This is a genomic window from Mycobacterium sp. pUA109, from assembly GCF_041287095.1.
GTDB lineage: Bacteria > Actinomycetota > Actinomycetes > Mycobacteriales > Mycobacteriaceae > Mycobacterium.
In genome coordinates, this window is record NZ_JBGGKS010000005.1 from 38,814 (window position 1) to 60,277 (window position 21,464).

The 21,464-nt window shown below is 68.5% G+C and carries 19 protein-coding genes; 5 read left to right on the forward strand and 14 right to left on the reverse strand.

Annotated features, from left to right (window positions below):
- Nucleotides 1-151: 151 nt before the first annotated feature.
- The 8 genes from ACAG26_RS07390 to glf all read right to left on the reverse strand — a co-directional run bounded on the left by ACAG26_RS07390 (nt 152) and on the right by glf (nt 10,315).
- Nucleotides 152-1,159, reverse strand: a complete 1,008-nt coding sequence (locus tag ACAG26_RS07390) for a cutinase family protein (RefSeq protein WP_370480796.1) — start codon at nt 1,157-1,159, stop codon at nt 152-154.
- 154 nt (nt 1,160-1,313) lie between these two features.
- Nucleotides 1,314-2,195, reverse strand: coding sequence for an alpha/beta hydrolase-fold protein (locus ACAG26_RS07395; RefSeq protein ID WP_370480798.1), 882 nt, complete (start codon nt 2,193-2,195; stop codon nt 1,314-1,316).
- A 156-nt stretch (nt 2,196-2,351) separates the two neighbouring features.
- Complete coding sequence (locus ACAG26_RS07400) at nt 2,352-3,341, reverse strand: esterase family protein (RefSeq protein WP_370481195.1); 990 nt, start codon at nt 3,339-3,341, stop codon at nt 2,352-2,354.
- A gap of 405 nt (nt 3,342-3,746) precedes the next feature.
- Nucleotides 3,747-5,801: a flagellar motor control protein ZomB gene (gene zomB, locus ACAG26_RS07405; protein ID WP_370480799.1), complete on the reverse strand. Its 2,055-nt coding sequence runs from the start codon at nt 5,799-5,801 to the stop codon at nt 3,747-3,749.
- On the reverse strand, nt 5,731-6,645 hold the full coding sequence (locus tag ACAG26_RS07410) for a decaprenyl-phosphate phosphoribosyltransferase (RefSeq protein WP_370480801.1): 915 nt from the start codon (nt 6,643-6,645) through the stop codon (nt 5,731-5,733). Before ACAG26_RS07410 ends, zomB begins: the two co-directional genes overlap by 71 nt.
- Nucleotides 6,638-7,168, reverse strand: coding sequence for a phosphatase PAP2 family protein (locus ACAG26_RS07415; protein WP_370480804.1), 531 nt, complete (start codon nt 7,166-7,168; stop codon nt 6,638-6,640). The genes ACAG26_RS07410 and ACAG26_RS07415 overlap by 8 nt, the downstream gene beginning before the upstream one ends.
- Entirely contained in the window at nt 7,161-9,059 is a 1,899-nt protein-coding gene (locus ACAG26_RS07420; protein ID WP_370481197.1) for a glycosyltransferase, read from the reverse strand. The genes ACAG26_RS07415 and ACAG26_RS07420 overlap by 8 nt, the downstream gene beginning before the upstream one ends.
- 47 nt (nt 9,060-9,106) lie before the next feature.
- A complete protein-coding gene (gene glf, locus ACAG26_RS07425) occupies nt 9,107-10,315 on the reverse strand; it encodes a UDP-galactopyranose mutase (protein WP_370480806.1) in 1,209 nt (402 codons plus the stop codon).
- 207 nt (nt 10,316-10,522) lie between these two features.
- Between glf and ACAG26_RS07430 the strand changes: the two genes are divergently transcribed.
- Together ACAG26_RS07430 and ACAG26_RS07435 are read left to right on the forward strand one after the other, a co-directional pair.
- Complete coding sequence (locus tag ACAG26_RS07430; protein WP_370480808.1) at nt 10,523-11,491, forward strand: hypothetical protein; 969 nt, start codon at nt 10,523-10,525, stop codon at nt 11,489-11,491.
- Between the two features lie 162 nt (nt 11,492-11,653).
- A complete protein-coding gene (locus tag ACAG26_RS07435; protein WP_370480810.1) occupies nt 11,654-13,264 on the forward strand; it encodes an N-acetylmuramoyl-L-alanine amidase in 1,611 nt (536 codons plus the stop codon).
- An 88-nt stretch (nt 13,265-13,352) separates the two neighbouring features.
- On the opposite strand, the gene ACAG26_RS07440 is transcribed toward ACAG26_RS07435, so the two are convergent.
- From ACAG26_RS07440 to ACAG26_RS07455, 4 genes are read right to left on the reverse strand one after another with little or no spacing between them, the layout of a single operon-like run.
- Nucleotides 13,353-14,168 carry an HAD family hydrolase gene (locus ACAG26_RS07440; protein ID WP_370480812.1) on the reverse strand — a complete coding sequence of 272 codons (816 nt, stop codon included), beginning with the start codon at nt 14,166-14,168 and terminating at the stop codon, nt 13,353-13,355.
- Nucleotides 14,165-14,962 carry a lysophospholipid acyltransferase family protein gene (locus tag ACAG26_RS07445; RefSeq protein ID WP_370480814.1) on the reverse strand — a complete coding sequence of 266 codons (798 nt, stop codon included), beginning with the start codon at nt 14,960-14,962 and terminating at the stop codon, nt 14,165-14,167. The genes ACAG26_RS07440 and ACAG26_RS07445 overlap by 4 nt, the downstream gene beginning before the upstream one ends.
- A 4-nt stretch (nt 14,963-14,966) precedes the next feature.
- A complete protein-coding gene (locus tag ACAG26_RS07450) occupies nt 14,967-15,716 on the reverse strand; it encodes a lysophospholipid acyltransferase family protein (RefSeq protein WP_370480816.1) in 750 nt (249 codons plus the stop codon).
- 6 nt (nt 15,717-15,722) lie between these two features.
- Complete coding sequence (locus ACAG26_RS07455; protein ID WP_370480819.1) at nt 15,723-16,499, reverse strand: lysophospholipid acyltransferase family protein; 777 nt, start codon at nt 16,497-16,499, stop codon at nt 15,723-15,725.
- 205 nt (nt 16,500-16,704) lie between these two features.
- Here ACAG26_RS07455 and ACAG26_RS07460 point away from each other — a divergent pair, with 205 nt between their 5' ends.
- A complete protein-coding gene (locus ACAG26_RS07460; protein ID WP_370480822.1) occupies nt 16,705-18,255 on the forward strand; it encodes a Rieske 2Fe-2S domain-containing protein in 1,551 nt (516 codons plus the stop codon).
- Nucleotides 18,252-18,581 (forward strand): hypothetical protein, encoded by a 330-nt coding sequence (locus ACAG26_RS07465; RefSeq protein WP_370480823.1) that lies wholly within the window; start codon nt 18,252-18,254, stop codon nt 18,579-18,581. The genes ACAG26_RS07460 and ACAG26_RS07465 overlap by 4 nt, the downstream gene beginning before the upstream one ends.
- A gap of 73 nt (nt 18,582-18,654) precedes the next feature.
- Here the strand turns inward: ACAG26_RS07465 and ACAG26_RS07470 are convergent, their stop codons facing one another.
- On the reverse strand, nt 18,655-20,211 hold the full coding sequence (locus tag ACAG26_RS07470) for a phytoene desaturase family protein (protein WP_370480827.1): 1,557 nt from the start codon (nt 20,209-20,211) through the stop codon (nt 18,655-18,657).
- 51 nt (nt 20,212-20,262) lie between these two features.
- A complete protein-coding gene (locus ACAG26_RS07475; protein WP_370480830.1) occupies nt 20,263-20,865 on the reverse strand; it encodes a TetR/AcrR family transcriptional regulator in 603 nt (200 codons plus the stop codon).
- Between the two features lie 79 nt (nt 20,866-20,944).
- Here ACAG26_RS07475 and ACAG26_RS07480 point away from each other — a divergent pair, with 79 nt between their 5' ends.
- On the forward strand, nt 20,945-21,433 hold the full coding sequence (locus tag ACAG26_RS07480; RefSeq protein ID WP_370480832.1) for a DUF2834 domain-containing protein: 489 nt from the start codon (nt 20,945-20,947) through the stop codon (nt 21,431-21,433).
- Nucleotides 21,434-21,464: the final 31 nt, after the last annotated feature.

The window sequence follows — 21,464 nt, forward strand, 5'->3', positions numbered from 1 at the left end:
CAGATCGTACAGAGGTGTCCGTGTTCGTCGACGGCCATCGACCCGATCGGGGGCGACCACACGTCCTCTTAAATTTCTCTTAATGTTAAGGGTCGGTGCGGCGCGCACCAAATCAAAAGGTACGGCCAGTCTGGTGACGTTCTGGTAACGCTCAGCCGTGCTTGGGAGTGGGGGCATTGTCGATCAGGCCGTGCGCCCAATCCAAGGTCCACTGGGTGGCGGGTTGCCCGTTCAAGCTCCAGAACTGGGTGGTGGCATACAGGGCGTGCACCGGTTGGCCGGCGCCGCCGGCCAGGATGTCCAGCGTCCTGGGCAAGTTGGCGATGCTGAACGCCTCCGGCGGGGCGGCGCAGATCAGGTCACCGGCCCCGCAGATCTCGTTCGTGCGGTTGTTCAGGTCGCCGAACCCGCCCGGCCGCGGCCCGGTCATGGTCAGGCCCAGGTTGGACAGGATCGGCAGGTCGTGCAGCGTGATCTCGGCGCCCTGCCCCGGCGGGTTGGGGCCGATGTCCTGCCCCACCCCCTCCTGGCGGCGGCCGTCGGCGATCAGCGTCACACCGAGCACCAGATCTTCGTCGACCGGCCCGCGGCCGTTGCCGATATCGCTGGCGATGTCACCGCCGATCACCGCGCCCTGGGAGAACCCGATCAGCACATAGCTGGTCAACGGGCACTTGTCGTTCATCGCGGTCATCGCGTCGATCGCCGCCCGGGTGCCCTCTTTGCGGCTGTCGTTGTAGGACATCTGGTTGTCGGCGGCGAACGGATTGTGGAACTGCGCGGTGTAGGGCACCGTGTACTCCGCGAGCCGGCTCTGGTTGAACTGGTCGGCGATCGGCCGGGTCACGTTGAGCAACAACGCGTTGGGGAATTCGCCCGGGTCCAGCGGGTTGTCGGCGCGCGACGACTCCCAGGTGCCGGGAATGGAGATCAGCTGCACATCCGGGCAGCTGGCGTCCTGGAACTCCGGCCGCGGCTTCTTGGGCCGGGGCACCGAGCTGCTCGGCGGGGTGATGCTGGGCGGGACCGCGGCGGGCGGTTCGGGGCGGCGGATCATGATCACCACCACCACCACGACCAGCGCCACCACGACGGCCATGGCGATCGCCGCAGCCCAGCCGAGGATGCGGCGCCGTTTGCGCCGAGATTTCTTCGCCATGGTCTCCTGCTACGGGTCTGGGTTGCGCGGCCGCGCCGCGACAGCCCCTCCACGGTACCGACCGGCCTTGGGGCGCATCGACTCTGCGTCCACGGCGTGCGGTACTCGCACTTCTGCGCCGTAGGCGCAGAGTCGATGGCGAACCGGCCGCGGCCTAGCGGATGGCTCCGACGATGTCGCCGGACATCGCGCCCAGCTGCGAGCTCCACGACCCCCAGCCGTTGTCGCCGCCGGGGAAGTCGAAGTGCCCGTTGTGCCCGCCGACGTTGCGATATTGCTGGTAGAAGAACCGGCCGCTGCCGGTCGCGATGGCTTCCTGACCGATCATGGCTGCCGGGTCGCTGGCGCCGCCGGTGGCGTTGAACACCCACACCCGGGTGTTGTTCGCCGCCAGCAGGCTCGCGTGCTCGTACGGGTCGTGCCACTTCCACCGACCCAGCTGTGGTGCACCCCACATGCCGTTAGCGTCCACCCCGCCGAATTGCTCCATGCCGGCCAGGATCGGGCCGTTGGTGGTGGTCCGGGAAACGTCCAGAAAACCCGACAACGATCCGGCGAATCCGAAGCGGTCGGGGTGGAAGGCCGCCAGCGCCATGGCGCCGTAGCCGCCCTGGGCGGCGCCGACGGCGGCGTGGCCGCCCGGGGCCAGGCCCTTGTTGGCGGCCAGCCAGTCCGGCAGCTCGCTGGACAGGAAGGTGTCCCACTGCTTGCTGCCGTCCTGCTCCCAGTTGGTGTACATGCTGAACGCCCCACCCGCCGGGGCGGCGACCGAGATGCCCTTGCCGGCCAGGGTGTTCATCGCGTTCCCGACGGTGACCCAGTTGCTGACGTCCTCGCCGGCGTTGAACGGGTCCAGCAGGTACACGGCGTGCGGTCCGCCGGCCAGGAAGGCCACCGGGATATCGCGGCCCATCGACGGTGAGGGCACCATCAGCGTCTCGTAGGCGGCCTTGGCGGTGCCGGTGGTCACGGCGCACAGCCCCAGCGTCAGCGCCGCGGCGCCGAGCACCCGTAGCAGGATCGACTGGCCTCTCATACCCACCTCACTCGTCTGGATTGCCTCACCCCCGCGGCCCCCGCCCCCGCGCAAGGTAGTGAACCACACGCCGCGGGATGCGAGGGGAGAAAACGGTCAACGGCGGCGACCCGAGAAGGTCGCCGCCGTTGACGGTGGTACTGCTGCAGGGGGGCGTTAGTTGCCCTGCGCCTCCGAGGTGGCGGCAGCGCCGCCACCCGGGGTGGCACCCAGCACCCGCTGCATGTCGGGCTTCATGGCCTGCAGCTGCTGGCCCCAGTAGCCCCAGTCGTGGGTACCGGCGTCCGGGAAGTTGAACACCCCGTTGGTGCCGCCGGCGGCGATGTAGTTGTCCTGGAAGGTCTTGTTGGTGCGGATCGTCATCTTCTCCAGGAACTCGGCCGGCAGGTTGCCACCACCGATTTCATTCGGGGTGCCGTTACCGCAGTAGATCCAGATGCGGGTGTTGTTGGCAACCAGCTTGCTGATGTTGACCATCGGGTCGTTGCGCTGCCAGGCCGGGTCCTCCTTGGGACCCCACATGTCGGCGGCCTTGTAGCCACCGGCGTCACCCATGGAGATGTTGACCAGCGACGGCCACCAGCCCTCGGACAGGTTCAAGAACCCGGACATCGAGCTGGCGTACGGGAACTGCTCGGGGTGGTAGATCGCCAGCGTCAGCGCGGCCGAACCGGCCATCGACAGACCGACCGCGGCGCTGCCGGTGGGCTTCACGTTCTGGTTGGCCTGCAGGTACTGCGGCAGCTCGCTGGTGAGGAAGGTCTCCCACTTGTAGGTGGAGCAACCGGCCTTACCGCACGCCGGCTTGTACCAGTCGCTGTAGAAGCTGGACTGACCGCCGACCGGCATCACCATCGAGATGCCCGAGCCGTAGTACCACTCGAACGCCGGGGTGTTGATGTCCCAGCCGTTGAAGTCGTCCTGGGCGCGCAGACCGTCCAGCATGTAGACCGCCGGGGAGTTGGCGCCACCGCTTTGGAACTGCACTTTGATGTCGCGGCCCATCCCGGCCGACGGCACCTGCAGGTACTCGACGGGCAGGCCCGGCCGGGAGAATGCGCCGGCCGTCGCCGTACCACCGACGACGCCGATCACGCCCGACAGCAGGGCCGCGCCCATGGCGGCGACTGCAAACCGCCGCGGCATGCCTTTCGCCGCGGCGGAAAACCTGTCAACCAGCTTCATCCTTGCTTTCCTCATCCTTTGTTAGGCCCATCTTGTTGGTCCAGGCTGCATGCGCGAGGCGCAGCAGTGCCCGTGTAGTCAACCACATCTGCGCCCAAACGCTCTCCTCCAGAGCTGCATAACGCCCGGCCGCACGCCGTTTTGGTGCCGATTGCGGTCATTTTGTGGGCCGGCCGATCAAGGCGTCAAAATATGCCCACACGTGCATTCCCGCCGGTGAGATGTCGGACATCGTGTTGCTGCCGAGGCGGGGGCCGCGCCACTTCCACAATTTTCTTAGTGATTTCTGAAATTCATAGGTTCCAGTGCCCGGACCCGGTTAACTTGCGGCGCTGCCGTCCCGTTTGTCACAGTCCGCGGTGGTGTCTAGGGGCCCGTAGCCGGCAGTCCGGTGTAGGGCGGGCGGCCGTTTTCCGGCACATCCGGGATGTCCAGCCCGCAGTGGATCAGTTCGTAGCGCGGCACCCGGTCGATCCGGTACTTGGTGAACGAATAGGAGTGCAGCAGGTTCGAGAAGAACCGGTGCGGCCCCATCGGCGCCCGCACCGAGTTGAGCACCGATGCGGTGGTCGGGCATTGCAGGGCGGCCTCGGCTTGGGCGACCCACGCCTGGTCGAGGTAGCCGGGAACCCCCGGATACCACTTCACCCACGGTCCGTCGGCGATCACCCAGTCCGGGAACAGGTTCTTGTCGTGGCCGATCCGGCCGTGCTGCAGCCGCTCGGTGTGCGCGGCCAGCGGGTTCGCCAGACCGATCTGGTCGAGCACCCGGACGTCGAGTCCGACGTTCATCCCCAACATGCCCAGGTTGGTGAAGAACACCGTGTGCGGGCCCGTCCCCGGCGCCGGGATCGGCAGCGTGCCCGACGGCACCGGCAGGATGACCGGTACCACATCCCACTGGTCGTAGTTGCCCGACGGCAGCAGCAGCGCCCCGGCCGGGGTGCTGTTGAGGGTGGTCAATACCGCCCGCATCCGCGGGTAGTCCAGGTAATCCGCGGCGGTCAGCGGGTGGGCGTGGCCAGTGGCCTGCGAATAGAACCGGCGCTCGTCGACGATCCCGGAATCGGTGACCCGGGTGGCGTCGTCCCCCAACCCGGACGAATTCGCCGCCCACAGCGACCATCCCGCCACCCCGAGCCACAGCACGCTGACCGCGCCGGCGAACAGGTAGCCCTGCTGGCGGGAGTAGCGCACCCCGTCGGGCAGCACCACCGGAATGACCGCCACCGGGGCCAGCAGGCACAGCACCGGGAACAGCAGCACGCGGCCGTGCATGAAGTCGCCGCCTTGGCGGATCCAGTAGGCCGCCTGCAGTAATCCGCTGACGACGACGAACGCCACCACCGCGGGTGGGCTTTGAACGATCCGGGCCAGCAGGCCGTAGCTGGGGGGCACCCGCCGGCGAATCCACCACGGCCGGCTGCGGGTGGCCGCCAACGACAGGCCCAACACGACCAGCAGGATCGCCGGCGCCCACAGCGCGTAGGGCCGGTTGAAGTTCACCAGGTAGGTCACGCCCTGGGCCCATTTGTCGCCGGCGGCGTCCTTGGCCAGGGCGGTGCCGGGCACCAGCAGCCCGTAGTAGCCCATCCGGAAGATCTGGTAGGCCACCGGCAGCAGCCCGCCGACCACCACGATCAGCGCCCGGCGCCGCCAGCCGCGGGCCGCGATCAGCATCATGATCAGCGCGCCGCCGCCGATCAGCGCCAGCTCGGGACGCACCAGCACCGACAACCCGGCCACGAACGCCAGCGCCGCGGTGAACGCCTTCCCCCCTGGGCGGGCGCGTAGCGCCTGCGACCAGCACACCAGCATCCACCACAGCAGCCCGAACCAGGCCAGCACCAGCCCGCTTTCCAGGCCGGAGGTGGCGAAGTCGCGCGCGGGCGGGATCGCGATGTAGACCAGCGCCCCGGCGGGCAGCAGCACGGCGCGCCGGCCCTGCAGGCTCGGCGCGTACAGCCGGGCGGTGCCCAGCATCAGCAACGCCACGCCGGCCAGCGACAGCACCAGCGCGAACGTCAACACCACGTACTCCAGGCGCATCGGCCCGGCCAGCCAGCTGCCCGCATACACCAGGTAGGTCCACACCGTCGAGGTGTTCGCCTCGACCCGCTCCCCCATGTTGAACACCGGACCGTTGCCGGCCAACAGATTGCGCACCGTGCGCAGCACGATCAGGCCGTCGTCGGAGATCCAGCGCCGTTGCCAGGCGCCCCAGCCGAACAGCACCACGATCAGCGACACGCTCACCCACAGGCTGAGCCGCACCATGGCGTCGTACGGGAAGACCGGCCAGCCGACCGGCGGTGCGGGTGTCGGGCGGCGCGTCGCTACCGGGGGGGCGCTAGCCGAACGCAACTGCGGCACCGATGGTTCCGAGCCAGGCCAGCACCAGCAGTTGCAGCATCCGGTCATGCCGCAGGATGTCCTCGGCTTCGCCGGCCAGCCCGCCGTCGACGTCGACCGCGTAACGCAGGACCGCGATGGTGATCGGGATGATCGACACCGCGAACCAGGAGCCGGAGCCGTGGTCACGCTCGAACGCGAACAGCGAGTAGCACACCACCATGGCGGTGGCCGCCAGCGTCCAGACGAACCGCAGGTAGGTACCGGTGTAGCTCTCCAGCGATTTGCGGATCTTGGCACCGGTCTGCTCGGCCAGTTGCAGTTCGGCGTAGCGCTTTCCGGCCACCATGAACAGCGATCCGAACGCCATCACCAACAAAAACCACTGCGACAGCGGGATCGCGGCAGCAGCGCCGCCGGCGATGGCCCGGATCAGATACGCCGAGGAGACGATGCAGATATCCAGCACCGCTTGATGTTTGAGGCCGAAGCAGTACGCCAGCTGCATGGTGATGTAGATCGCCATCACCAGGGCCAGGTTCGGGGTCAGCCACCAGGAGATACCCAGCGACGCCGCGGCGAGCACCACCGCCAGGGTGTAGGCCAGCCATTCGGGCACCACCCCGGCGGCAATAGGCCGGAACCGCTTGGTGGGGTGCTCCCGGTCGGCTTCGACATCGCGGACGTCGTTGACCAGATACACCGCCGAGGCCGCCAGGCTGAACACCACGAACGCGATCAACACCTTGGTCAGCAGGTCGAGGTAGTCATAGTGCACGCCGCGGCCCAGGGCGGCCAGCGGCGCCGCCACCACCAGCACGTTCTTGACCCACTGCTTGGGGCGTATCGCTTTGATGACCCCGGTGACGAGGTTCGCCGGCGGACCGACCGCCACTGCTGTCTTTTCAGCCATCTGACTCTCCCGAGTTGTCCAGCCGGATCGCGGCGGCTGCGACGGCGGCGCCGACGAGGACGCCGGTGGCGACGTCACTGGGATAGTGCACGCCGAGCACCATCCGAGATAGTGCCATGGGCGGCACCAGCACAGCGGGCAGCCGCAGGCCGGTGACCCGACCCAGCAGGATGGCCGCCGCGGTGGTGGAGGTGGCGTGCGCCGACGGAAAACTCAGCCGGCTGGGGGTGCCGACATTGACCGCGACCGCCGGGTGGTGCGGCCGCTCCCGGCGGACGATGCGCTTGATCAACACCGCGGTAGCGTGCGCGGCCAACGCCCCGGCCCCGGCCAGCAGCCAACTGCGGCGTCGCCGTGGCTGGGCCAGCGCCCCGGCCGCCGAGACCGCCAGCCAACCGAGGCTGTGCTCACCGAAGTGCGACAGGCCGCGGGCGGTGGCCAACACCCCGGGCCGGCCGGCCAGTGCCGACTGCACCGCCACCAACGCGGCCACTTCCCCGCGTGCCGGTGTCGGCTCAGCCATGGTCGGGCGCATCTTGCGGCAGCAGCACCGTCTCCCACTGGTGGGTGCTGGACAGCACCGGCAGCGCCTCCCGGTAGCGCCGGCGCATCGCGTCCCACCGGCGCGCCAACCGGCGCTGGCGACGCAGCGACTGGAACAGCAGCGCGAACATCTTGGCGCGGTCACGCTGCCGGTACACCACGCCGCGGCCGTCGGCGGTGGTGACCGTGACACCGTCCTGCGTGCACAGCAAAAACCAGCGCGCATCCTGGGTCGGCACGTTGAGCTGCGGGCGCTGGTGGTGCACCGGGTCCTGCCGGCGCACCTGGTGGGCGATCCCGCGGGCCAGCCGATAGCCGATGGCGACCGGGTTCACCGGCGGCTTCATCGCGCGGTGCATCCGCGACGGCGCGGGCAGTTCGCTGGCCGCCGGCAGCGCCACCGCGTCCGGGTAGGCCTTGCGCATCGCGTGCACGTCCGGCAGCGCCGACTCCAGAATGGAGAAAATGTGCTCGGGCCCGGCGAAAAAGTCGTCGATCGCCTTGTTCTGGATCGCTACCGTCGAGTACTCCAGGCAGGCAAGGTGTTTCAGCGTTGCCTTGAGATGGCTGCGCAGCAGGCCGGTGATGTTGCCGTCCCAGTGCAGCGCCGCCACCACCAACCGATTACGCAGATGGAAGTAGGCCTGCCAGTCGATCGCGTCGTCTTTGTCGCTCCAGGCCATATGCCAGATCGCCGCGCCGGGCAGGGTGACGGTGCGGTAGCCGTGTTCGGCGGCCCGCAGCCCGTATTCGGCGTCGTCCCATTTGATGAACGACGGCACCGGCTGGCCGAGCTCTTCGGCGACCGCGCGCGGGATCATGCACATCCACCAGCCGTTGAAGTCCACGTCGATGCGCCGGTGCAACTCCTCGGTGTCGGCCAGCGAGTACTCGGCGAAATTGTGGTCGTATTCGGTGTGCGGCGCGTTGGTCCACATGAACACGCCCTGGTCGACGACCTCCCCCATCACGTGCAGGTGCGACGGCTCCTGCAGGTTGAGCATCTGGCCGCCGACCAGGATGGGTTCCTTGGCGAACCGGTTGAGTGCCAGCGCCCGCAGAATCGAGTCCGGCTCGATGCGGATGTCGTCGTCCATGAACAGAATCTGTTCGCAGTCGGTGTTTTTCAGCGCTTCATACATCACCCGGCTGTAGCCGCCGGAGCCGCCGAGGTTGGGCTGATCATGGATGGCCAGCCGGGTACCCAGCGCCGCCGCCGCGGCCGCGAAGTCGGGATGGTCGCGGACCTTCTTGGTGCCCTGATCGGGCACGATCACCGCGCCGATCACCTCGTCCACCAACGGATCCGAGGTGAGCGCGGCCAACGCGTTGACGCAGTCGTCGGGCCGGTTGAACGTCGGGATGCCGACGGTGACGTTGGCCTTTCCGGGCGCCGGGCACGGCGCGTACCAGCCGGCGCTGTGCAGGGTAACCGCGGTGTCGGTGGTGATGTCGAACCAGATCCAGCCGCCGTCCTCGAAGGGCTGCAGCCCGATCTCGAATTCGGCCACCGCGGGCTTGTTGTCCACGCCGCTGCACACCGGCCGGCCGTCGACGGCGATGCGCGCACCGGTGGCCTTGGAGCGGTAGATGTCAACCCGGGCCGAGCCGGTCAGTTCCACCCGCAACACCACGGACTGCAGCGTCGACCAGCGCCGCCAGTAGGACGCCGGAAACGCGTTGAAGTAGGTCGCGAACGACACCTCCGACTCGCCGCCGACCTCCAGGCTGGTGCGGGTCAGCGGATGCGCGCGACGGCTGTTGGTCGTCGACTCCACGATGTAGAGCTTGCGCACGTCCAGCGGTTCACCATGGCGGGGCAGGATGACCCGCGCCAGCCGGCTGACGGCCTTACTGGGGGTGTCGTTCATCGGCAGCCGCTCCTTCTCATCGCTGCGCTGTGCCGCGTCGCTGGCGCTCATCCCTTGCCGCTTTCCCTGTCGTTGTCATGCAGCGGCGCACCGTCACGCAGGTGCGGCGCGAGGATGTTGTCGTACATGCTCAGCGCGCTGGCGATGGCCATGTGCATATCCAGATATTGATAGGTGCCCAACCGGCCGCCGAACAGCACCCGCGCCGAGGCCATCTCGGTTTTCGCCAACTCCCGGTAGGCCTCGACCATCGCCCGGTCGTCGGGGGTGTTGATCGGGTAGTACGGCTCGTCGTCGTCCTTGGCGAACCGCCCGTACTCGCGCATGATCACCGTCTTGTCCGTCGGGTAGGCCCGCTCGGGATGGAAGTGCCGGAACTCGTGGATGCGGGTGTACGGCACGTCGGCGTCGTTGTAGTTCATTACCGGGGTGCCTTGAAAGTCACCGCAATCCCCGAGCACCTCGAGCTCGAAGTCCAGGGTGCGCCAGCCGAGTCGGCCCACCGCGTAGTCGAAGTAGCGGTCCAGCGGTCCGGTGTACACCACCGGGGCGTCCGGGCTGGCGGCCCGCAACTCGTCGCGCACGTCGAACCAGTCGGTGTCCAGCCGGACCTCGATGCGCTCGTCGGCGGCCATCTTCTGTAGCCAGGCGGTGTAGCCGTCGACGGGCAGACCCTCGTAGGTGTCGTTGAAGTAGCGGTTGTCGAACGTGTAGCGCACCGGCAGCCGGGTGATGTTGCTGGCCGGCAACTCGGTGGGGTCGGTCTCCCACTGTTTGGCCGTGTAGTGCTTGATGAAGGCCTCGTAGAGCGGGCGGCCGACCAGGCTGATCGCCTTCTCCTCGAAGTTCTTCGCGTCTTTGGTGTCGACCTCGGCGGCCTGTTCGGCGATCAGCGCCCGCGCTTGGTCGGGGGTGAAATAGCGGCCGAAGAACTGGCACACCAGGCCCAACCCCAGCGGGAACTGGTAGGCCTGCCCGTTGTGCATCGCGAACACCCGGTGTTGGTAGCCGGTGAACTCGGTGAACTGGCGCACGTAGTCCCACACCCGCTTGTTGGAGGTGTGGAACAGGTGCGCGCCGTACTTGTGGACCTCGATCCCGGTCTGCGGTTCCGGCTCCGAGTAGGCGTTGCCGCCGATGTGCGGACGCTTCTCGACGACGAGGACGCGCTTGCCGAGCTGGGTGGCGACCCGCTCGGCAATCGTCAGGCCGAAGAATCCGGAGCCAACGACAAAGAGGTCATAACGTGCGGTCATCGGCGCCTAGGGTATCCGACCACTCGGCGGCAGCCCGATTCGCAACGGCGCCGGGGCCCGGTGCAGTAGAGGTCGCGATTGCCTCACGATTCGATATCGCCACTCTAGTCTCACTAGTCACGGCCGTACCATCGATCGTGTCGGCTTCAAGCCGCGTCGTAGTGCAAGACGACGACGAACCGTAGCCCAGATATTGAGGAGACTTCCGTGCCGAACCGACGTCGACGCAGGCTCTCGACAGCTATGAGCGCAGTCGCCGCCCTGGCCGTCTCGAGTCCTTTTGCAGTGGTCGCTGTGTCCGATCTGACCGACGCGCCCCAGCACGATCAGTTCGTGCAGGCAGCGGTGGTGACCGACCTGCCCAACGAGCTGATGTCGGCGCTCTCGCAGGGGTTGTCGCAGTTCGGCATCAACCTGCCGCCGGTGCCGACCGGCTTGGGGGGCTCCTCCGCCGGCGCGTATCCGGGCATGTCGCCGGGCCTGACCTCGCCGGGGCTCACGTCGCCGGGGCTGACCTCGCCCGGTGCCACGCCGGGGCTGACGTCACCGGGGTTGACCTCGCCAGCGGCGACGCCGGGCCTGACCGACCCGAGCCTGGCCACCCCAGGGGCGACGCCGGGGTTGACGTCACCGGGGTTGACCGACCCCGGCCTGACCGACCCAGGGCTGACCAACCCGGCCGGCACCCTGCCGGGGGCCACCACGCCGGGGTTGACCAGCCCGGCCGGTATGCCGGGGGCCACCACGCCCGGGCTGACCAGCCCGGCCGGTATGCCGGGGGCCACCACGCCCGGGCTGACCAGCCCCACCGGCCTGCCCGGGGCGACCACGCCGGGGCTGACCGACCCGTCGCTGGGCGGTGCGGGCATGGGAATGATGGGCCCCAACGAGGTGCCGATCACCACCCCGGTGGGATTGGACCCCGGCATGGGCGGCACCTACCCGATCCTCGGCGATCCCTCGATGGGCGGCATGCCGGCCACCGGTGGGGCTAGCGGCGGGCTGGTGAGCGATGTGATGAGCGCCGCGAACCAGCTGGGCGCCGGGCAAGCCATTGACCTGCTCAAGGGCATGGTGATGCCGGCCATTTCGCAGGCCGCCCAGGGCGCGGGCGGGGCGGCGGCCGCACCGGCCGCGGCCGTCGGGGACGCTGCCGCGGCGGCGCCGACGCCGTAACCGCACGACGAGAACCTGTCACCCGAACGGCACCGCAGAGTCGGCCCGGATCCTCATCCTCCGGTGGCCCAGAGACTCTGCGGTGCCGTTACCAATCACTTTGTTCACATAAACACCGTGTCATAGCAGCTGTAACAGCTGCCTCATACGTAACATCGGGCCGTGCCGTCTCGACGTCCCGCGCCCACGATCGTGTTCACCGCCATCGCGGCGACCGTCGTGCTGCTGCCCTGGGCCGTGCACGGCGACCGGGACCGCGCGCAATCGGCCGACACCGCGCACGCCCAACTCGCCCAGCAGCCGCTGGCCGATCTCGGGGCCGGTGAGACGATCCGCGAACTGCACCAGGACACCCCGTTTTCCATGGTCGCGCTGACCGGCGCGGACCTGACCGGCACGTCGGCTCGGGTGCGCGCCCAGCGCGCCGACGGCAGCTGGGGCCCCTGGTATGCCACCGAAGCGCTGGAGGCCGACGCCGCGGCCACGCCCGGACCGCGCGGCACCGAGCCGGTCTATGTGGGCCGCACCACCACCGTGCAGATCGCGGTCCGCCGACCCGCCGACGCGCCGGTCACCACGGCGCCACCGAGTGGCGACGCCGCCAAACCCGGCCTGGGATATCGCCCGGCCACCATCGAACAGCCCTTCGCGCAGAACATCTCCGCGGTGCTGATCTCCCCGCCGCGGGCGCCGGTCGACACCCAATGGTCTCCGCCGACCGCGATCGTCCCGCCGGGCCAGCCGCCCAACATCATCAGCCGCGCGCAATGGGGCGCCGATGAGGCGATGCGCTGCGGCAACACCGAATACGACGCCGGGGTGCGCGCCGCAGTGGTGCACCACACCGCCGAAAGCAACGATTACGCGCCGCAGGACTCCGCCGGGATCGTGCAATCCATCTACGCGTATCACACCCGCACCCTGGGCTGGTGCGACATTGCCTATAACGCCCTGGTCGACAAGTACGGGCAGGTGTTTGAGGGCCGCGCCGGGGGGATGAACAAACCGGTGGTGGGCTCGCATACCGGCGGCTTCAACCGGGACACCTGGGGCGTGGCGATGATCGGCAACTTTGAAAATGAGCCGCCGACACCGATTCAACTCCGCACCGTCGGCCGGCTGCTGGGCTGGCGGCTGGGCCTGGCCGGAGTCGATCCGCTGGGCACCGCGACGCTGGTCTCGGCGGGCGGCGCCAACACCCACTTCCCGCGCGGCGCCACCCCGACGCTGCCCGCGATCTTCACCCACCGCGACGTCGGCAACACCGAATGCCCGGGCAATGCCGGGTACGCCGCGATGGACGAAATCCGGGCCACCGCGGCGCGGTTCAACATTCCGCCGGGACCCGAAGAGCTGGCCGAGGCGCTGCAGGGCGGCGCGATCGGCGGCCGGTGGCAGGAGATGGGCGGTATGAACAGCGCGCTGGGCGCGCCCACCTCGCCCGAGGGCGCGGGGGAGGGGGTGGCGCGCTACGCCACCTTCGAGCGCGGCGCGATGTACTGGTCACCGGATACCGGCGCCCAGCCGCTGACCGGGGCGATCTACGACGCCTGGGCGTCGCTGGGCTACGAGCGCGGCGCGCTGGGGTTGCCGACCAGCGGCGAAATCCAGGAGCCGCTGTGGATCGGGCAGAACTTCCAGCACGGCACGCTGAACTTCGACCGGCTCAACGGCACCGTCACCCGGGTCATCGACGGTGTCGCCGAACAGCTGCCGCCGCCGGACCCGGACGGCCCGCCGGTCCAGGTGGAACGCTTCTCCCCGGTCGCCTAGGGCTGGTCGCCAGCTCGCCGAGTGTGCGTCCTCATACGCGTCCACTCGGGCGATGCGGATCAATCCGCACAATCGCGGGGCTGGGCGGCTACAGCCACCAGCGTTCCAGCACCCGGGCCAGGCCGTCGTCGGTGTTGGCGGCGGTGACCTCGTTGGCGGCGGCCAGCACGTCGGGATGCGCATTGCCCATCGCCACCCCGTGACCGGCCCACCGCAGCATCGGCAGGTCGTTGGGCATATCCCCGAACGCCACCACCTCCTCGTCGGCGATGCCGCGCGGCCCGGTGATCTCCTGCACGCCGGTGGCCTTGCTGATGCCGGCCGGCACGATCTCGATCAACCCGTTGTTGGTGGAGTAGGTGATATCGCCGGCCCGACCGACGTGCCCGGCCAGCGCGGCCGCCATCTCCGCGCTGGTGGCACCGGCTTTGCGGATCAGCAGCTTGATCGCCGGCGCGGACAGCAGGTCGTCGACCGACACCTCGGTGTTGTCCGGGTTGAGCCAGGCGTGTTCGTAGCCCGGTGAACTGACGAACTGCGGGGTGGCCGCGTCGTGGGCGCTCTCGCCGATCCGCTCGACGGCCAGCCCGGCGCCCGGGATGACCCGACCGGCGATCTCGGCCAACTCGCCCAACACGTCGGCGGACAGGGTGCGCGCCGAAATCACCCGGTCGGTCTCCGGGTCGTAGAGGACGGCGCCGTTGGCGCACACCGCCATCGGCGCGAACCCCAGCGCGTCGACGACCGGGCGGATCCAGCGTGGCGGGCGCCCGGTGGCCAACAGGAACTGTGCGCCGCCGGCGACGGCGGCGTGTACGGCGGCGCGGGTGCGGGGGCTGATCGCCTCGTCGTCGTCGAGCAGGGTGCCGTCCACGTCGCTGGCGATCAGCGTCGGCAACGTCATCGAGACGCTGTTCGTCTGCGCCACCGACCGCGCGCCGGCTCGGGGGCGCGGCCCTCGGCGCGCCGGCGGGCGCGTTCGGCGAGTTCGGCCTCCCGCATCGTCAACGCCTCGGCCATGGTGGGGGCGCCGCCGCCCAGCCGCCGCGGCACCCAAAACGCCCCGGCCGGATGCGGATACTCCTCCTGGGTTTGGTGCAGCATGGTGGCCATCGTTTCGTGCAGCGCCGCGGTGGTCGCCTCGACGGTGTCGTCGGCGCGCATCGGTTCACCGAACTTCGCCAGGATCGGGATTTTGTTCCGCCACAACGATTTCGGGTGGTCCTTGGTCCAGATGCGGTGCGCCCCCCACACGATGCACGGGATGATCGGCACGTCGGCCGCCCGCGCCATCCGGGCGGCGCCGGTCTTGAACTCCTTGAGTTCGAAACTGCGGCTGATGGTGGCCTCGGGATGCACCCCGACCAGCTCGCCTTCCTTGAGGCGTTGCACCGCAACGGCATAGGAGTCGGCGCCGGCGCGGCGATCCACCGGGATCAGCCCGATGTGTTTGATCACGAAGTTGACCGGGGCGACCTCCTGCATCTCGGCCTTGATCATGAACCGCAGCCGCCGTCGCCGTTGCAGCGCGGCCAGCGATGCCGGCAGCCAGTCCACATACCCGGTGTGGTTGACCGCGATCAGCGCGCCACCGCGGTCGGGAATGTTGTCCAGGCCGTGGTAGGTGATCGTGGTGCCGTTCGCCGCGACGATCGGAGGAACCACGATCTCCAGCGCACGCATTACCGGTTCTGCCATACCTTTACCTTTGCTGTCCGGCCCGCGCGGCCCGCTCGGCCAGTTCGGCCTCATCGAGCCGTTTGGCCTCGGCCAGGGTGGGGGCGGTGCCGCCCAACCGCCGCGGCACCCAGTGCGCCCCGGCGGGGTGCGGATAGTCCTGCTGGACCCGGTCGAGCACCGAGCTCATCTCGTCGCGCAGCGCGGCACCCAACTCCTCGACGTCGCCGACCGGGGCCACCGCCGGACCCACCGCCACGCTGATCGGGATCCTGTTGCGGAACAAGCTGGTGCGGGGGTGGTCCTTGGTCCAGATCCGCTGGGCACCCCACACGATCAGCGGGACGATCGGGACCTGGGCGTCCAGCGCCATCCGGGCCGCGCCGGTCTTGAAGTCCTTGAGCTCGAAGCTGCGGCTGATCGTCGACTCCGGGTACACCCCGATCACCTCGCCGGCGCGCAGTTGCTCGACGGCCGCCGCGTAGGCGCCGGCGCCGGCTCGGCGGTCCACCGGAATGGTTTTGGTGTGCTTGATCAAGAAGTTGACCGAGCGCACCTGCTGCATCTCGGCTTTGATCATGAAGCGCATCCGGCGCCCGCGGTAATGCACGGCCAACGCGGCCGGCAAAAAGTCGATGTAACTGGTGTGGTTGATGGCGATCACCGCGCCACCGGCCGGCGGGATGTGCTCGAGTCCCTGGTAGGTGATCGTGGTGCCGGAAGTTTTGACCAGCGTCTTAGCCGCGATTTCCAGGGCGCGAAAGACCGGTTCCATGGGCCATTACTCCGCGGCACCCGCCGGGTTGGGCCGGTGCACGGCGCGTGCCGCGCGGGCCGCGGCCTCCTCGGCGTCCATCCGGGCCGCCTCCGCCAGGGTCGGGGCGCCGCCGCCCAGCCGGTGCGGCACCCAGAAGGCGCCCGCCGGATGCGGGCCGTAGTCGTCTTGGACCCGCTCCAGCAGGTGCTGCATGCGCGCGTGCAGCAGCGAACTGAGCTCCGCGCGGGGCAGCGTGGGTTCGATCGGTTCGCCGACCGCGATCGAGATCGGCACCTTGGGGCGATACAGCTTCTTGGGGTGATCCTTGGTCCAGATCCGCTGCGCACCCCAGACGATGTGCGGCACGATCGGCACCCCGGTCGCGATCGCCATCCGGGCCGCGCCGCCCTTGAACTCCTTGAGCTCAAAGCTGCGGCTGATCGTGGCCTCGGGGTAGACACCGACCAACTCCCCGGCCTTGAGGTACTCGCAGGCCTTCTCGAACGAGGCGGCGCCGTTGTCGCGGTCCACCGGGATGTGGCGGCAGCCGCGCATGATCGGTCCGGCGATGCCGTGATTGAACACCTCTTGTTTGGCCATGAACCGCACCTTGCGGCCCAGGCCCTGCTTGTAGGCCGGCAGGCCGGCGAAGGTGAAGTCGAAGTAACTGGTGTGGTTGATCGCGATGACCGCACCACCGGTCTTGGGCAGGTTCTCCACGCCGGTGACCGTGAATTTCAACCCCTGCAAACGCCACGCCAGACGCGCGCATTGGATGATCGTCCCGTATACCGGTTCCACAATCGTCCACACTAATGCGCCCGCGCGGGCGCCGGAAACTGCTGGACAGAAGAGGTGCGTGTGACCGCCCCCGCCGCCGGGCCGCCGGTGCCCGACGTGGTGGTGCGCATCGCCCGCATCGCCTACTACCGGCGGCTGTGGAACGCCGAGGACCTGCCCTCCCGCTAAGCTCGGGGCGATACACCAACGTCCCTGAGAGGCATTAGTGCAGGTCACCAGCGTCGGCCACGCCGGCTTCCGGATCGACACCCGCGCCGGCAGCATCCTGTGCGACCCGTGGGTCAACCCGGCCTACTTCGCGTCGTGGTTCCCGTTCCCGGACAACAGCACGCTGGACTGGGACGACCTCGGCGACTGCGACTACCTGTACGTCTCGCATCTGCACCACGACCACTTCGACCCGCGGCACCTGGCCGCGCACATCAACAAGGACGCGGTGGTGCTGCTGCCGGACTATCCGGTGCCCGACCTGCGCGGTGAGCTGGAGAAGCTGGGCTTTCACCGGTTCATCGAGACCACCGACTCGGTCAAGCACCGGCTGTCCGGGCCCAAGGGCGAGCTGGACGTGATGATCATCGCGCTGCGCGCCCCGGCCGACGGCCCGATCGGCGACTCCGGGCTGGTGGTGTCCGACGGGGCGACGGTCGCGTTCAACATGAACGACGCCCGACCGGTGGACCTGGATGTGGTGGCCGCCGAGTTCGGCCGGGTCGACGTGCACATGCTGCAGTACTCCGGCGCCATCTGGTACCCGATGGTCTACGACATGCCGGCGCGCGCCAAGGAGTCGTTCGGCACCCAAAAGCGGCAGCGCCAGATGGACCGCGCCCGCCAATACATCGCGCAGGTCGACGCGACCTGGGTGATCCCGTCGGCTGGCCCGCCGTGCTTTTTGGACCCCGAACTGCGCCACCTCAACGACGACCACGACGACCCGGCCAACATCTTCCCCGACCAGATGGTGTTCCTGGATCAGCTACGCGCGCACGGGCACGACCGCGGGTTGCTGATGATGCCCGGCTCGGTGGCCGAGTTCACCGGTTCCCAACTGGATTCGCTGACTCACCCGCTGCCCACCGAGCAGGTGGAGGCCATCTTCACCACCGGCAAAGCCGACTACATCGCGGCGTATGCCGAGCGGATGGCGCCGGTACTGGCCGCCGAAAAGGCGTCCTGGGCGCCGGCGGCGGGGGAGCCGCTGCTGGAGCCGCTGCGGGCCCGCTTCGAACCGATCATGGCCCAGTCCGACGAGATCTGCGACGGGGTGGGCTATCCGGTGGAGCTGCGCCTGGGCGCCGAGACGGTGGTACTGGACTTCCCGAAACGCACCGTGCGCGAACCCATTCCCGACGAGAAGTTCCGCTACGGGTTTGCGATCGCCCCGGAGCTGGTGCGCACCGTGCTGCGCGATGCGGAACCGGACTGGGTCAACACCATCTTCTTGTCCACCCGGTTCACCGCCTGGCGGGTCGGCGGCTACAACGAATACCTGTACACGTTCTTCAAATGCCTCACCGATGAGCGGATCGTGTACGCCGACGGGTGGTTTGCCGAAACCCACGACGACACCAGCTCGGTCACGTTGGACGGCTGGGAAATCCAGCGCCGCTGCCCGCACATGAAGGCAGACCTGTCGAAATTCGGTGTGGTGGAAGGAACCACGCTGACCTGCAATCAGCACGGCTGGCAGTGGGATTTGAAGACCGGGCGGTGCTTGACCGCGCGGGGCCACGAGCTGCGGTGCTCACGGCTGTGAGTGCGCAGTACGACGACGGCCTGGTCCAGCTGGACCAGCAGGCGATCACGCTGCGGCGCTACCACTTTCCGTCCGGGACCTCGAAGGTCATCCCGCTCAGCGCCATCCGCGGGTACAAGACCGAATCGCTGGGGCTGTTCGCCCAGCGGTTCCGGATCTGGGGCAGCTCGGATCTGCGGCGCTGGCTGCCGCTGGACATCCGCCGCCCGCTCAAAGACACCCTGGTGACCTTGAAGGTGCCGGGCACCTGGCCGAGCCCGGCGTTCACCCCGGAGCGTCCCGCGGAGTTTGTCGCGCTGCTCGAAGAGCTTCTGGACCGGGATTGATCTCCCCGCGCGCCCGGCGTGACATAGCTGGCATCCTCGGCGCGTTTCGTCGCACAACGTTCACGCTCGGGTGCTAGGCCAGGTCGGCCAGCACCTGGTGGGCGGCGTTGTAGCCCGGGATGAATGTGATCCCCGGCCCGCCGTGGCAGCCCGCGCTGCCCAGATACAGCCCGCGCACCGGTAACGGCTGGCCGACAAACCCCTTCGGTCCGGGCCGGTTGGGCCCGATCTGGTCGGGGTGCAGCAAGCCGTGGCAGTAGTCCCCGCCGGGGGCGCTGAACATGGTGCCCATGTGCTTCGGCGTGAATGTGGTGTGCCGGATGATGCTGCGCTCGAAATTGGGTGCCAGCCGGGTGATCTTGTCGATCACCCGCTGACCCATCTCCGTTTTCATCTGGCCGTAGGAGCCGGCCTCGATCGGAAACCAGAGCGCGAACGCCGACGCGGCATGCTTCCCCTGGGGTGCCAGGTCCGGGTCGTGCAGGGAGGGGATCTGCAGCACGACGGTGGGGTCGGCCGGCACGATCCCGCGCCGCGCACCCTCCCACTGGTGTTGCACTTCCTCGGGTGTGCAGAAGATCCCCAGCGAGGCCTGCAGGTCGGGGTCGTTGAGCGCCGTATACGGCGGCGCGAAGGCTGGAGGCTCGTCCAGCGCAAAGTGCATCTGTAGATAGCTGCCGCGGTGGTCGATACTCGCGTAGCGGGCGCGGATGTCGGCGGGCAGCGCGTCGGGATCGATCAAACCGGTAACCGTGACATCGGGGGCGATCGCGGACACCACCACCGGCGCGGTCTCGTTCTGCTCGGATTCGGTGCGCACTCCACGCACCCGACCCTCATCGACGACGATCTCGGCCACGTGGGTGCGCAACCGCAGTTCTCCGCCGGCATCCTCGAACTGCCGATGCAGATGCGCGGTGAGCGCACCGATGCCGCCGCGCAGCTTCTTCATCAGCACCGTGTTCGCGTCAGGGACACCGAGGCCGAAGGCCAACGCGGCGGCGCTGCCGGGTGTGGCAGGCCCGCGATAAATAGTGTTGACGGCCAGCACGGTGAACGAGCCGCGGATCGCCGCGTGCTTGTCCCGGTCGGGGAAGTAGCGGTCCAACACGTCGGTGACCGAACCGAACAGCATGTCGTCGATGCTGGAGCGCTCGAATTCGTTGGTGGCGCAGGCGTACATCTCGTCGAGGGTCTTGGGCGGGCTGCCGGCCTCGAAGCGGCCCAGTGCTCGGGTGGGCGCTTGGCTCCAGGCCAGCAGTCCGGCCATACCGTTGACGGCGTCGGCGCCGTGCACCTCGTTGAGGTGTGTCAACAGTTTCATGGGGTCGGTGTACTGGATCAGCGGGTCGTCGCCGACACCGCGCAGCGCCACCGACATGACGTCCAGGTCGATGCTGTCCAGGGTGTCCAGCCCCAACTCGGCGCTGACCGCCGCCGAGGTCGGGAATTGCACCGAGCCGGCGATCTCGAACCGGTAGCCATCGAATAGCTCCACGGTCGAGGCCATTCCCCCGGCATAGCGTTTGGATTCCAGGCACAGGGTGCGCAACCCAGCGCGCTGCAGGATGAGCGCCGCGGCCAGCCCGTTGTGTCCGGCGCCAATGACGATCGCGTCGTAGTCGGTCATCGCTTCACCCTTTCCCGGATGGGGGCAGGCTGGCACGGAACCAACAGTTTGTCAATTGTGACGAAACTGCTGGGGGTCTCGCAGGGAGTCGAGCGCGGTCCGGCACATCCGGGCCAGTTCGGCCAGTGAGCGGTCTTCGCCGAGCATCCAAACCTCCATCGCGCCGAACACCGCGGCCGCGATGCAACGGGCCGTCACCGTCACGCGCAATCGGTCGTCGGCCGTCGGCGGTGCCTGCCTGCGTAAGCGTTCGGCCACCGCGTCGGCGAAGTCGGCTTCGACCTGTCGGATGTGCCGCACGATCCGGTCGGGGTCGAGTTCCTCGGCGCGCAATGCGGCGATGCGGGTCACGGCCTCAACGTCGTAGGGGAACGCGAAGATCGCCGCCTGCACCGACTCGGTGATCGACTCGCTGGAGGGTCGTGCGGCCAGCGCGGTGCGGAACCATTGCAGGCCGGCATCGTAGTCGGCGAACAGCAGGTCGTGTTTGGAGGTGAAATGCCGGTAGAACGTCCGCAGCGAGACGCCGGCGTCAGCGGCGATCTGCTCGGCGGAGGTGTCCTCGACACCCTGGGCCAAGAACCGAACCAGGGCCGCTTGGCGCAGTGCTTCGCGGGTGCGTTCGCTGCGTGCGGTCTGCGGCGGTCGGGCCATGCGGGTAAACGTACCGCAGCCCCGCCGTTCCCAGAATGACAATATTGACAAAACAAGGGCGGTCGACGACACTGCGCAGATGGTTTCGCTTCTCGTGCATGCAGTGCTGGGAGTGGCGGTGATCGGCTGGATCGTCGCGTCCAACCCGGGCGTTTTCGCCCGACCGTCGCGGGGGGCGGCGTTCTCGCCGCTGGAATGCGTGTACTACCTGGTCGGTATCGCCTCGATCGTGCTGGGCTGGTACTTCAACATCCGCTTTGTGCGCGAATACGCCACCGGGGCCGGCAATCCGATCTGGGGGCCGGGCAGCTGGTCGGATTACATCCGGCTGATGTTCACCAATCCGGCGGCCGGGTCGGCCAGCCAGGACTACACGATCATCAACGTCGTTCTGCTACCGCTGTTTAGCATCGTCGACGGGTATCGGCGTGGGCTGCGACGGCCGTGGCTGTATTTCGTGTCCAGCCTGTTCACCAGCTGCGCCTTTGCGTTCGCGTTCTATTTCGCGACGATCGAACGGCAGCATCGGCACGCCCAGTCCCCCAAGGCCGCGGTGCCGAACCGCTAACGGGTCAACCGCGCGGCCGGCGGGTCAAGGA

Excerpts from the sequence above, each read along its gene's own strand:
- ACAG26_RS07390 (WP_370480796.1), bottom strand. The coding sequence starts at position 1,159 with ATGGCGAAGAAATCTCGGCGCAAACGGCGCCGCATCCTCGGCTGGGCT.
- ACAG26_RS07395 (WP_370480798.1), bottom strand. The coding sequence starts at position 2,195 with ATGAGAGGCCAGTCGATCCTGCTACGGGTGCTCGGCGCCGCGGCGCTG.
- ACAG26_RS07400 (WP_370481195.1), bottom strand. The coding sequence starts at position 3,341 with ATGCCGCGGCGGTTTGCAGTCGCCGCCATGGGCGCGGCCCTGCTGTCG.
- zomB (WP_370480799.1), bottom strand. The coding sequence starts at position 5,801 with ATGACCGGATGCTGCAACTGCTGGTGCTGGCCTGGCTCGGAACCATCG.
- ACAG26_RS07410 (WP_370480801.1), bottom strand. The coding sequence starts at position 6,645 with ATGGCTGAAAAGACAGCAGTGGCGGTCGGTCCGCCGGCGAACCTCGTC.
- ACAG26_RS07415 (WP_370480804.1), bottom strand. The coding sequence starts at position 7,168 with ATGGCTGAGCCGACACCGGCACGCGGGGAAGTGGCCGCGTTGGTGGCG.
- ACAG26_RS07420 (WP_370481197.1), bottom strand. The coding sequence starts at position 9,059 with ATGAACGACACCCCCAGTAAGGCCGTCAGCCGGCTGGCGCGGGTCATC.
- glf (WP_370480806.1), bottom strand. The coding sequence starts at position 10,315 with ATGACCGCACGTTATGACCTCTTTGTCGTTGGCTCCGGATTCTTCGGC.
- ACAG26_RS07440 (WP_370480812.1), bottom strand. The coding sequence starts at position 14,168 with ATGACGTTGCCGACGCTGATCGCCAGCGACGTGGACGGCACCCTGCTC.
- ACAG26_RS07445 (WP_370480814.1), bottom strand. The coding sequence starts at position 14,962 with ATGGCAGAACCGGTAATGCGTGCGCTGGAGATCGTGGTTCCTCCGATC.
- ACAG26_RS07450 (WP_370480816.1), bottom strand. The coding sequence starts at position 15,716 with ATGGAACCGGTCTTTCGCGCCCTGGAAATCGCGGCTAAGACGCTGGTC.
- ACAG26_RS07470 (WP_370480827.1), bottom strand. The coding sequence starts at position 20,211 with ATGACCGACTACGACGCGATCGTCATTGGCGCCGGACACAACGGGCTG.
- ACAG26_RS07475 (WP_370480830.1), bottom strand. The coding sequence starts at position 20,865 with ATGGCCCGACCGCCGCAGACCGCACGCAGCGAACGCACCCGCGAAGCA.
- ACAG26_RS07480 (WP_370480832.1), top strand. The coding sequence starts at position 20,945 with ATGGTTTCGCTTCTCGTGCATGCAGTGCTGGGAGTGGCGGTGATCGGC.